Below are 12,416 nucleotides of genomic sequence, written 5' to 3'. Positions count from 1 at the left end.
CGCCAAACTCTCCCCATGAATCTTTCCGAGTTTTCCGTTAAGAACTGGCAGTTTATGCTGGTGGTCTTCATCGGCGTTGTGGCGCTGGGCGTCAATTCGCTGTTCAATATGCCCCGGGGCGAAGATCCTGAGTTTACGGCCCCCTCTTTCGCCGTTGTAATCGTTTACCCCGGCACCGACGCACAGGATATGGAGGAACTGGTGGTTGATCCGGCCGAAGCCCGCTTTAATGCGCTGGATAATATCAACCACGTGATTACCAACATCGACGACGGGCTGGCCGTCCTGCGGATCGAATACGACTACAACACCGATCCAGACGAAAAATACCAGGAGATGGTGCGTGAAGTCAACGCTCTGCGGGCGCAACTGCCATCCGATATTTTCAACATTGAAATTCACAAATTTTCACCCACCGATGTCAGCATCGTGCAGATTGCGCTTCAGTCGGAGGTGGCTTCTTACAAAGAGCTGGGCGATTATGCCGATAACCTGAAAGAACGGCTGGAGAAAATCAAAAGCCTGAAAGGGGTTGAAGACTGGGGCTACCCGGCAAGCACCGTCCGAATTTCGCTGAACATCGAGCGTATGGCGCAGGAAGGCATTGCGGTCAACCGGCTGGTTGGCGCTCTACAGGCCGAAAACCTGACCATCCCGGGCGGGAGCGTCCAGGCCGGAACCCGCAAATTCAACGTCAAAACCAGTGGCGATTATCAATCGCTCGACGAAATTCGAAATACCGTAGTAGCCACCAATGGCCAGAAAATCATTCACCTGCGCGACGTGGCTGATGTCGATTTTAATTACGAAGACGAAACGCACCTTACCCGCCTGAACGGCCACCGCGCGGTGCTGGTTACGGCGGGGCAAAAAATGGGTGAAAACATCGCGAAGGTTGGCGAACAGATCAACCCGGTGGTCGATGAGTTTGCCAAAACATTGCCGCCCCACATCAAACTGGTGAAAAACTTCGACCAGGCCGCCAGTGTCAACGCCCGGCTGGATCGGTTTGCCAAGGATTTCGGCATTGCCATTCTGCTGGTTGCGCTGACGTTGCTACCGCTCGGTATGCGGGCCGCCGTAGTTGTGATGATCTCGATTCCGCTTTCGTTGGCCATCGGCCTTTCGTTGCTGAATCTATTCGGCTTCAGTATCAACCAGTTGAGCATCGTCGGCCTGATCGTCGCCCTCGGTATTCTGGTCGACGACTCGATTGTGGTGGTCGAGAACATCGAACGGTATTTGCGCGCCGGTTTTTCCAAACGCGATGCCGCCGTCAAAGCGACGAAGCAGATTACGCTGGCGGTCATCGGTTGTACGGTCACCCTCATTCTGGCGTTTTTGCCGCTAATGTTCCTGCCCGAAGCGTCCGGCGACTTCATCCGTTCGCTGCCCACGGCGGTAGTCACCACCATCCTGGCCTCACTGCTGGTTTCGCTAACCATCGTCCCCTTTTTATCGAGCCGAATCCTGAAGGAAGAACACAATCCGGACGGTAACATTTTCATGCGGTCACTCAAACGGCTGATCAGTGGCTCGTACAGCCGGTTTTTACATACGGCTTTGCGGTATCCGGTGCTGACGCTGCTTGGAGCGCTGGCTATTTTTGCGGGTGCGCTGGCCCTGGTTCCGAAGGTCGGTTTTGCCCTGTTCCCGGCTTCCGAAAAACCGCAGTTTCTGATCAACATCGAAACGCCCGAAGGCACCAGCTTGCAGGAAACCAACCGCGTAGCCCGCTACATCGAAAGCCAGTTGGGCACCCAGCCGGACGTGAAATACTTTACAACCAACGTCGGCAAGGGCAATCCGCGGATTTATTACAATGTCATCCAGCGCAACGAAGCCACCAATTTTTCACAGTTTTTTGTGCAGCTGCACGACATGCCCCCCGCGCAGAAACGCCAGTTGATTGACCAGTTTCGGGATCAATTCAGCCATTACCCCAATGCCAAAATTGAGGTAAAAGACTTCGAGCAGGGACCCGATCAGGAAGCACCAGTCGCCATCCGGGTATTTGGCGAAAACCTGGATTCACTCCGAACCGTAGCCGCCAATGTGGAAAACGTGTTGAAAACTACGCCCGGTCTGATTTACGTGAACAATCCGCTGGCAACGCGTAAAACCGATCTGCGCGTCAAAATCAACAAGGAAAAGGCCGGGATGCTGGGCATGTCCATCGCCGACATCAACCGCACCATCCGGCTCGCCATTGCTGGGTTGAACGTGGGTATGTTTAAGGACCAGAATGGCGACGACTACCTGATCAACGTGACCATGCCCAAAGGCAAGGTAGCCGATCTTCGGGTGCTCAACAACTTGTACGTCAATACGCTCACCGGCGGTTCAGTACCGTTGCGTCAGATTGCCGACTTGCAGTTTGAAACCACCACCAATCAGATTCGCCACTACGACAAAGACCGCTATGTAACCATCACCGGTTTCGTAAAAAGTGGTTATCTCGTTGATAATGTGTACAATCAGGTGATACAGAAACTCGATGGGCTGACATTACCGGACGGTTTTAGCTACAAAGCTGCCGGGGAGCTGGAAAGTCGCGAAAAATCGTTCGGCGGTTTGGGCACCATTATTTTGATCACGGTTTTCGGTTTTCTGGCCGTGCTAATCCTGGAGTTTGGTACTTTTAAAAGTACGCTGATCGTATTATCGGTAATTCCACTGGGCATTATCGGGGCCATTGCTGCGCTGCTGCTGTCGGGCAATCCGTTCTCTTTCGTGGCCGTCATCGGCTTGATCGCCCTGATCGGAATAGAAGTCAAAAATTCCATTCTGCTGGTCGATTTCACCAACCAGCTCCGGGAGCAGGGAATGCCGTTGATTGAAGCCATTGAACAGGCGGGAGAAATTCGGTTTGTGCCCATCGTCCTGACCTCGCTCACGGCCATCGGTGGACTGATCCCACTCGCGATTGAAGGCAATCCGCTGTATTCGCCCCTGGCGCTGGTCTTGATCGGTGGCCTGATCAGCTCGACGCTGCTATCCCGGATTGTGACGCCCGTATTGTACAAACTGCTTCCTCCCCGCGTGGAAATCAAAACCGTTGCGATAGAGCCGGAACCCGAACTCGTCTGATGACCGGGAAGATAAATGGAAACGAAAACGGCCGCCCAAAAGTGGCCGTTTTCGTTGTTTTAAACCGTTTATCAAGCGTTTTTGAGAGCGCTGAAACAACCGGACGTGAATCGCGTTTACCAAATATATGAAAACAATTTCCTTGCTGCTTATTGCTCTTTTCGGATCAGCGTTCAGTTCGTTCCGCGCCGAAACAAAGCTTATTGTTGATGTGCAGAACATTAAAGAAGTAAAGGGGCAACTTCGGGTCGGTTTGTACAAACCGTGCGATGATTTCCCGATGGGTTGCAAACCCATCGCCAATCAAATTGTCGCCGTCAATGGCAGCAGTACGCGCGTCACTTTTACCGTGCCACCGGGTGATTATGCGGTTGCACTTTTTCATGATGTGAACGACAACGGACAGATGGATAAAAAAATGTTTGGTATCCCGAAAGAGCCGTATGGATTCAGTAATAACTACCGTCCGCGCGTTTCAGGGCCTAATTTTGACGATTGTCGGATACAAGTGGGTGGAGCCGGAAAAACGATTTCAATAAAATTAATCTAAGTTCAGAATTTTTCCGTAATTTTACCCGGCAAATAACATATCCTGCTTATTTGCCATGAGCTTAGACTCCTCCAAGTTTCTTTACGAAGCGCTTACTTACGACGACGTTCTACTTTTGCCTGCCTTTTCGGAGGTTCTTCCCCGCGATACGCAGACCAGCACCCAGCTTACCCGCAACATCCGGCTGAACATTCCGCTGATTTCGGCGGCTATGGATACCGTTACTGAGTCGGAGCTGGCAATTGCGATGGCTCAGGAAGGTGGTATCGGAATTATCCACAAAAACATGACCATCGAGGCTCAGGCGGAGCAGGTTCGGAAGGTGAAACGTTCGGAAAGCGGAATGATCATCGACCCTATTACGCTCACCGAAGGAGCCACACTGGCCGATGCGCACCAGATTATGCGCGAATCCAAAATCGGCGGGATTCCGGTGGTCGATACTGCCAATAAACTCATCGGGATTCTAACCAACCGCGACCTGCGTTTCCAGACAGAACTGTCGAAGCCAGTGACGGACATCATGACGCGTTCGAACCTGATCACGGCCCGCGAACGCATTACGCTGGAGGAAGCAGAAAGCATTCTGCAGCAATACAAAATCGAGAAGCTACCGATCATCGACTCTGAAAACCACCTCGTTGGCCTGATTACCTACAAGGATATTCTGAAAAAGAAAAACCACCCTAATGCCTGCAAAGACGCACTGGGACGGTTGCGCGTAGGGGCCGCCGTAGGTGTTACACCCGACCTGACCCGTCGCATCGAAGCGCTGGTCAAAGCCGGTGTCGATGTCATCAGCGTTGATACAGCACACGGTCATTCCCAGGGCGTTATCGACGCTGTTCGTGGGATCAAAGAACGGTTTCCGAATCTGGATGTAATTGCCGGGAACGTGGCAACGGGTGAAGGGGCCAAAGCCCTGGCCGATGCCGGCGCCGACGCCGTGAAGGTTGGCGTTGGACCCGGTAGTATCTGTACAACCCGGATTATTGCCGGAATCGGAATGCCGCAGCTGACCGCGGTTTACGAATCGGCCAAAGCCCTGAAAGGCACTGGTGTTCCAATTATTGCTGATGGTGGTATTCGCTTTTCGGGTGACATCACGAAAGCGATTGCGGGCGGTGCGTATACGGTGATGGTAGGCTCCCTGTTGGCCGGAACCGAAGAAGCGCCGGGCGAAGTGGTGCTGTACGAAGGCCGCCGGTTTAAAACGTACCGCGGGATGGGTTCGGTGGAAGCGATGGAAGAAGGTTCAAAAGACCGGTATTTTCAGGATGCCGAAGATGATATCAAGAAGCTCGTGCCGGAAGGCATCGTGGGTCGGGTTCCCATCAAAGGACGCGTGGCCGAGATTATTTACCAACTGGTGGGTGGTCTGAAAGCCGGAATGGGCTACTGCGGAGCCAAAGATATTGAAACGCTGCAAGACGCTAAATTCGTTAAAATCACGTCGGCGGGGGTCCGCGAAAGCCACCCGCACGACATTCAGATTCAGAAAGAAGCGCCGAATTATTCATCTCGATAAATGATACCGACGGACTTTGGTCCGTTCCGTGCTTTCCCATATAGTCTAGCGATTCGCTAACTTCGGGGGCTCACGGATTAAAGTCCGTCGGCACGTTTATATTTGTGCAACATAATCCCGCAGTTTTTCAGCGCACACAATAAAAGCCGGGATTGCTCGTTATGAGAAAACAGTCCCAGACGATCTACGAAGTTTCCATTCAGTACATAGGCTCACTCAATGCGCTCCGTCAGCGCGAACCGTTTGTCGTCTTCTTCTCAAATCTTAAAAAAGCCGTTGAGACCATTATTGGGCAGCTTGCGCTCAATGGCTGGCCTATCAAAGTTAATTACACGGCGGTGTACCGAAGCCTGAAGCAACGCGGCACGTACCAGTGTGATTTTGACGTGGCCGGAGCCAAGGTTTTCCGAGTCCGGATTGTTCCCCAAACGCTGAACCCGGTGCTCACCACATTAGGAATCGACGAAAAACCGCCCGAGCCTACCCGGAAGAAGTAAATTCTCAACGGCTTTCAGCGAATGGCCTGCTCGGTTTGCGCATCGAAGAAGTGGCACTTAGTAACATCCCAAAATAACGTTACGGGCTGGCCGTACGTCAAATCCTGCTCCGCCGACAATCGGGCGATAAATCGCTGCTTTTCAACCGAGAAATACGCCAGGGTTTCGCTGCCCATGTTTTCGACCGCTTCCACCTGCACGGTTTGCTGGTGAAAAGCACGATCTGTAAACGGCTGGTGCGTCATGTTTTCCGCCCGGATTCCCAGCACGACGGCTTTTCCACGATACGGTTTCAGGGCGGTAGCATGGCCGGTTTCGTCCAGATCGACCACCACCTGACGGTTTTCACTGACAAATTGCAACGGCCCGTCCGTCGTGATTTGCCCGGCCAGGAAATTCATGGGAGGAGAGCCAATAAAACCGGCAACGAACTGATTGACCGGATAATGATACAGGTTAAGCGGGGTATCGTACTGCATCACATCCCCGTTGCGCAATACCACAATCCGGTCGCCCAACGTCATGGCTTCCACCTGATCATGGGTTACGTAAATCATGGTCGCTTTTAGCTCGCGGTGCAACTTCTGGAGTTCAATTCGGGTCTGGCCTCGCAGTTTAGCATCCAGATTACTCAGCGGCTCGTCGAACAGAAACACCTGCGGGTTACGCACAATGGCCCGCCCGATGGCAACGCGCTGCCGCTGTCCGCCCGACATATCCTTGGGCTTACGATCCAGCAAATTCTCAATTTCAAGCATCCGGGCTGCTTTGGTAACCCGTTCCCGAATATCGTCCCTGGGCAACCCGCGCAGTTTCAGGCCGAATGCCATGTTCTCAAAGACCGTCATGTGTGGATACAGGGCGTAGTTCTGAAAAACCATCGCAATGTCGCGTTCACTAGCCGGAATATCGTTCACCCGCCGGTCACCGATGTACAGATTTCCGGCGGTGATGACTTCCAAACCCGCAATCATCCGCAGCAGGGTTGATTTGCCACAACCCGACGGCCCCACCAACACCACGAACTCCTTGTCTTTTACGTCAATACTAACATCCCGAATCACACGTACATCAGTCGTGTAGGCTTTGGCGATGTGTTCTAAGCGGACTTCTGCCATAGCCGTTTACTTGTATTTTTCCAACAATTGAAGCACTTCCGGGTATTTCTCCAACCGCTGGAATGCCCACAGCGCTTCGATGGTCGACTCCGCCCCGGAATTACGATTGACGTCAGTCGTCGACGAAATGCCGTCGTAGCCACGCCCGGTGGTTGGGTCGTACATGGTTGCGTTGGCCGGATTAGCCCCCCGAAACCAGCCCGTCAGTTGCGCAGCCAGCTCTGCATACCGGTTTTCTTTGGTCTGTTCGTAGGCTTCCAGCGCGGCCCAGATCATGGGCCGTACCCCGTAGGCAATCTGGGCAAAGCGCGACGTTTTGGTAGCTGCAATCTCACTGCCCTGCTGGGCTATCTCAAAAGACTCCAGAAATCCCTGCTTGATCAGATACGGATAAAAATAATCGATTTCGCGCCGGGCGGCTTCCACCCAGGCGGGTTTGTTCAGGGCTTTCCCCACCTTCAGCAGCGCGTAAGCCTGATCACTTCCGTACGCATGCCAGGTATTTTCGAAACTTAGAATGGCCCCGTGCGGAAACTTCTGCCCGTCGCCCTGCTGCATCATTACAACGCCCTCCCCCAGCAATTCAATCAGCTTGACGGCCTGCGCGTCGGGCGTCTGCTGGTGATAATTCAGCAGACCCAGCATCATGATAGCGGCCTGATCACTTCCAGAGCCAAACGGCAGCCATTTGGGCACTTTAATGCCCCGCGCAAAATTGACTTCCTGGGGTTTGCTGCCAAAGTCCCGCACCATGACCGTAACCAGCTTCTGATTGGCCGTCTGAATGCGGGTAGCCAGGGCGGCATCGGTTTTCTGGTAATAGGGCTGCGCTTCCGACAAAAACCACAACGCCCGCCAGGACCACCAGTTGGGTTGGTTGACACTGGTCTGAAATGTGGTATTAATGGTGCGATCCGGCCACAGAAAGTTGTAGAAATACCCGTTGGCCGACTGCAGCTGAAGCACAAATTCAGTCATTTTCCGGAGCTTGTCCTGCTTGTCTGTATTCGTTGCAAGGTCGGGCTCGTGCAGCAGCAACAAGGCAGCCCGGGCCACGTCATCGATGCAGGTAAATCCTTCGTCGTCGTCGTCAATCAGCTCGTAGTTTGGCGCATTGCTGTAAATAGCAACCGTGCCCACCTCCGTACCATTCGGCAGTTTAACGGTTTGATACAGATGTTCCAGGTGAGCCATGCTGACCCAGCGACTGGTGGGTGCAGGCTCTGAAACCGGTGTTTTTTTGCAGGAAAACGCCAGAAACAGGCACTGAACCAGCAGTAAAGGAATCGTTATGTGTCGCTTTATCATGTCGATCAATCTACGTTTAAAACTTAATCTTTCAGCCCCGACGACGCCATACTCCGAATGAAATGCCGCTGAAAAAACAGATACAGAATAACAATCGGAACCGCCAGCATCACGGCTGCGGCAATCTTTACGCCCAACTGTCCTTCCGCCCGGCCACCCACCGAAAACAGCGTAACCAGCTGCGGCATGGTCATTGTTGGCTCATCGCGAATGACAATCAGCGGCCACAAGGCTTCGTTCCACAAACCCATGAATGTCAGAATGGTAATGGTTAAAACCGTTGGCAAGATATTGGGAAACAAAATTTGAAAAATAATGCGCAGTTCTCCGCACCCGTCCAGCCGGGCCGCGTCGATAAGCGCCTGCGGTAACCCCATAAAAGCCTGCCGAAACAGCAGAATGGAAAGTGAATTGAGTGCAAACGGCACAATGAGCGCGAAATAGGTATCGACCCAGCCCAGTTTCACCATCGTGATGTAGTTGGGAATGAGCGTAATCTGAAACGGCAGCGTCATGGTGAAAATGATCAGGTAAAAGATCAGATTTCGCCCCACAAACCGCAACCGCGCCAGGGCATATCCGGCCATTGCCCCCGAAATCAACACCAGCGCCGTGGTGACTACGGCCACCAGTACGCTGTTTAGAAAGGCTCTCCCCAGCGGTATTTTGGAGAAAACCGTCACGTAATTATTCCAGCTAAACTCCACCGGAAAAACCGTTAGCACACTCAGGCCACGCTCCGACGACAGCGATGCACTTACCATCCAGATAAATGGATAGATAAATGAGGCTGCCGCCAGCAAAAGCAAAGAATATCGAAGTAATCGGGCCATCAGTTTTCAGGAATCCTGTTCAACATACCGTTTTTGAATAGCCACCACCAACAGGATCAGCAAGGCAAAAAAGAAGCCCAGCGTGGCCGAATAACCCATGTGGTAATACTGAAAAGCCTGCCGGTAGATGTACATTACGGCCGACAGCGTGCTGTTCATCGGCCCGCCTTCAGTCATGATATACGGTTCGATAAACAGCGAAAAACCGCCGATGGTGGATAAAACCACCACCGTAAAAATAGTCGGATTGATCATGGGCAGGGTGATATACCGAAATTTTTGCCAGGTCGTTGCGCCTTCCAGATCAGCCGCTTCGTAGTATTGAACCGGCACGGTTTGTAACCCCACCAGAAACAGAATAACGTACAGGCCCACGTTTTTCCAGGTCACCATGACAGCAATGGAATACATCGCCACCGCCGGATCATCGAGCCAGGCCACGCGGGGCAGGCTGATGGCCGTCAGCATCCGGTTCAGCATACCCAGGTTGTACCCCAGCAGCTGTTGCCACAGAATAGTAACCACTACGCCCGACACGATAACCGGCAGAAAAAAAGCCGCCCGAAAAAAAGCCGCTCCCCGAATGGTTCGGTTAAGCAGCTCGGCCAAAGCCAGTGCAATCACGAGCTGCAACGGAATATGAATGAGCAAAAACCGCAAGGTGTTGTAAATCGCCTGCCAGAACTGCCGGTCTTTGAACAGCCGGGTATAGTTCGCCAGCCCTACGAATTCCATCGGTGAGATGATGTTCCAGCTCTGAAACGTCAGCACGATCGAGAATACCACCGGAAACGCCACAAAGACCGCAAAGTGCAGGACGTAAGGCGCCACCAAACCGTACGGTATCCATTTGTCTTTTTTTGTCATGAATTGTTTCGCAGAGTTAAGCGGAGAAAAAAGGAGTTACGCAGAGAAAAAAGGGAGTTAATAAAAGAAATCTCTGCTCAACTCTGATTTCCTCCACTTAACTCCGCGAAATAACTCTTCTCAATTTCCCAGCAACACATCCACCGCCCGGGCCGCATCGCGGATGGCGTCTTCGGGTGTTTTTTTATTATAGATCACGCAGGCTTCGTACTCCTGCGAAATAATGTCAAATACCTCCACAATGACTTCGCTGTTATCCACGCCTTTGATATAGCGGGTCTGTTGGGCAAACGGCAACAGGAGCGGATTCTTTTTCAGGAAGACCCCAAAATACGGATCAGCGTCCAGCTCTTTCCGGCGCGGAAACTGACCGGTCAGTTCCATCAACCGCAGATCGCCGGGCCGATCCACCAGCATCCGCACAAATTCCCAGGCCGCCTGCGGGTCACGGCAGGTGTTGAAGATCACAATGTTTTTCGGATCACCGTAGGTATAAACCGGGCCCCGGTGGCTGTCTGGCACAGGCATGGTAAACGTTCCGTATTCGAATCCTTCATCCTTGAATTTTTCCAGAAACGCCACCGTCCACGGGCCGGTGAACTGCGTGGCGATGGTTTGCGCCAAAAACGGATCGCGGGTCGCCGAAAGCCGTTCCCGCGCGAAGTAGTCGTGTTTGTAAAGATTTTGTAAAAACCGAAAGACCTCAATGGCGTGCCGGTTATGAAAAGCCGCCCGGGATGGACGTCCACGGGTATTGACCAGCAGGGGTGCACCGTTGGAAGCCGCCAGGTACAGTGGGTAAAAATTGAATAACCGTTGGTACCAGATGGGTTTTACCTCCGTGTAGCCCAGCCACTGATCGGTGTAGCCGTCCTTGTTTTTATCCTGCTTAAACTGCCGCCCGGCTTCGAGATACGTTGAATACGTAAAGGGTGGTTCGGCCGCACTCCATTTACTCAATGCCCGCGTGTTGCAGAGTGTCATGATCGGGTTTACCTTCCAAGGCACCTGGTAAATATGACCGTCCGACGAGGTAATTTCGGCAATCATGCTGCTGTCGCAACGGGTCGTGAGAAATTCCCGAAATCCCTTCAACGTGTCGAGCGGCACCAGAACTCCCGCTTTGGCGTACATTTCGACGTTTCCCTGCCACATGTTGGCGTAAATATCCGGCGTGGTTTTGCCCACCACCGACGCCAGAATAATCTCCTCACTCGACTGTCCTTCCGGAATGGGCTGATAGCGCAACGGTTTGTCGGGCCGCGCCTGCAGCCAGCGTTCCGTAAACTCCTTCGCAAACGCAATCTCTCCAGCGTTGTTCGAACACCAGAACACCAGCGATCGGTCGGCCTGCTGGCGTTCGCAACTGCTGATGAAAAGCGGGAGTAGAAGGAGGATTAGTCGGGCGTATTTCATGCGCTGAAAGTTATCTCGCAGAGCCAAGCGAAGGTTTTAATCGATTAGCAGAGGCTCCGCTTAACGCTTGAAATCTCCGCTTGGCTCCGCGAAAAAACCCACTTTATTTTCCTTTTTCAGCCGTGTAAATCGACTTGATCTGCGTGCTGCTCAAGGCTACATTGTAGATTCGAATATCGTCCATGTCACCGGTAAAGTAACCACCCCACGGGCCGTAGAAATTGTTGCCGTCGGCATCATCTTTCTCGTTGGTGTTATACATGTTGGTCGGCAAATCCTGACCGATGGTCATGTTGATGGTGTTTTTAACCGAGACCAGGTCGCCCGTTACATCCGTCCATTTTTTCACCAGTTCGCCGTCGATGTAAAAGCTCATGTCGCCCGACTTGTAAGTAACTGCAATGTGGTACCATTTTCCTTTGTCCAGCGTCACGGTTTCATCGTCTTTATCCTTGGCACCAGCGGCCGTTTTGACCGTGAAGAAAACCTTGTTGGCTTCCTGCAACTGGACTTTATACCCGTTCCAGCGGTTCAGCGACAGAAGGTAGTTGCTGGCGCGCGACGAATCGTATTTAACCCACATGCTGATGGCGATTTCCTTCGCCGGATTCAGCGACGAGTTGTACGGCACTTCAATGTTGCCGCCTTTGTCGAAGTGATACGCCTTCGCATCTGCTCCAAACCGGTCTTTGGTTGGTGTTACGGTTCCGGCACCCCAGATCGGACTACCCGTTTTTAGCGTTCCGTTGTTGTTCTTCCCGGACGCATCATTCGCATTGCCATCAAATTTGTAGTACGCCACCAGGTTCGTCGGCGCAATTTCCTGCACACGCTTGCTTAGGAAGGTCGCTCCAGCTTCGCCCAAGTTTACATAGGCGTTGTTAACGGCCGTTTGCGTAGCGGCACCATCATTGTAAACCGTTGTCGCAGCATCAATAGCGGTTTTGAACGTCGCTTTGGAACCGGCTTCAAACTGCCCTACGGCGGTTCCTTCCACGGCGGCAGCGTACCCGGCATTGGCACTGTCGAGCCGGGCTTTCAGTCTGGTTTTGTCCACTGGCGTAGCCGCCGGTTCATCGTCTTTTGTACAGGATTGGGCCAAAATAAGCACCATCATGAGAGCGGCCAGCCCCCAGAGTAACTTGCTGATTGCAAAAGGGTTCTTTTTCATACAAATAGGTCACTGATTTGGTTTATTGAACATGTAAA

The 12,416-nt window shown here is 52.6% G+C and carries 10 protein-coding genes; 4 read left to right on the top strand and 6 right to left on the bottom strand.

Going from position 1 to position 12,416, the window contains the following annotated elements; genetic code table 11:
- The first annotated feature begins 15 nt into the window (after positions 1-15).
- The 4 genes from ACYVH9_RS02205 (at position 16) to ACYVH9_RS02190 (ending at position 5,665) form a co-directional block, all read left to right on the top strand.
- Positions 16-3,090 carry an efflux RND transporter permease subunit gene (locus ACYVH9_RS02205; RefSeq protein WP_460634654.1) on the top strand — a complete coding sequence of 1,025 codons (3,075 nt, stop codon included), beginning with the start codon at positions 16-18 and terminating at the stop codon, positions 3,088-3,090.
- A gap of 127 nt (positions 3,091-3,217) precedes the next feature.
- Entirely contained in the window at positions 3,218-3,640 is a 423-nt protein-coding gene (locus ACYVH9_RS02200; RefSeq protein WP_460634653.1) for a DUF2141 domain-containing protein, read from the top strand.
- 55 nt (positions 3,641-3,695) lie between these two features.
- Positions 3,696-5,168 (top strand): IMP dehydrogenase, encoded by a 1,473-nt coding sequence (gene guaB / locus ACYVH9_RS02195; RefSeq protein WP_460634652.1) that lies wholly within the window; start codon positions 3,696-3,698, stop codon positions 5,166-5,168.
- A gap of 161 nt (positions 5,169-5,329) precedes the next feature.
- Positions 5,330-5,665, top strand: a complete 336-nt coding sequence (locus tag ACYVH9_RS02190) for a hypothetical protein (RefSeq protein WP_460634651.1) — start codon at positions 5,330-5,332, stop codon at positions 5,663-5,665.
- A 14-nt stretch (positions 5,666-5,679) separates the two neighbouring features.
- Here ACYVH9_RS02190 and ACYVH9_RS02185 read toward each other — a convergent pair whose 3' ends face one another.
- The 6 genes from ACYVH9_RS02185 to ACYVH9_RS02160 all read right to left on the bottom strand — a co-directional run bounded on the left by ACYVH9_RS02185 (position 5,680) and on the right by ACYVH9_RS02160 (position 12,378).
- The gene (locus ACYVH9_RS02185) at positions 5,680-6,783 is read right to left on the bottom strand and encodes an ABC transporter ATP-binding protein (protein ID WP_460634650.1); all 1,104 of its coding nucleotides are present in this window, start codon (positions 6,781-6,783) and stop codon (positions 5,680-5,682) included.
- Between the two features lie 6 nt (positions 6,784-6,789).
- Positions 6,790-8,091 (bottom strand): glycoside hydrolase family protein, encoded by a 1,302-nt coding sequence (locus tag ACYVH9_RS02180; RefSeq protein ID WP_460634649.1) that lies wholly within the window; start codon positions 8,089-8,091, stop codon positions 6,790-6,792.
- Positions 8,092-8,114: 23 nt separating this feature from the next.
- On the bottom strand, positions 8,115-8,924 hold the full coding sequence (locus tag ACYVH9_RS02175; RefSeq protein ID WP_460634648.1) for a carbohydrate ABC transporter permease: 810 nt from the start codon (positions 8,922-8,924) through the stop codon (positions 8,115-8,117).
- 6 nt (positions 8,925-8,930) lie between these two features.
- Complete coding sequence (locus tag ACYVH9_RS02170; protein WP_460634647.1) at positions 8,931-9,791, bottom strand: carbohydrate ABC transporter permease; 861 nt, start codon at positions 9,789-9,791, stop codon at positions 8,931-8,933.
- Positions 9,792-9,911: 120 nt separating this feature from the next.
- The gene (locus tag ACYVH9_RS02165) at positions 9,912-11,207 is read right to left on the bottom strand and encodes an extracellular solute-binding protein (RefSeq protein WP_460634646.1); all 1,296 of its coding nucleotides are present in this window, start codon (positions 11,205-11,207) and stop codon (positions 9,912-9,914) included.
- A gap of 103 nt (positions 11,208-11,310) precedes the next feature.
- Positions 11,311-12,378 carry a LamG domain-containing protein gene (locus ACYVH9_RS02160; RefSeq protein ID WP_460634645.1) on the bottom strand — a complete coding sequence of 356 codons (1,068 nt, stop codon included), beginning with the start codon at positions 12,376-12,378 and terminating at the stop codon, positions 11,311-11,313.
- Between the last annotated feature and the right edge of the window lie 38 nt (positions 12,379-12,416).

The organism is Larkinella harenae, assembly GCF_054780515.1.
Note: the sequence above shows the minus strand (reverse complement) of the source record. Positions and strands in the feature narration are given on the sequence as shown.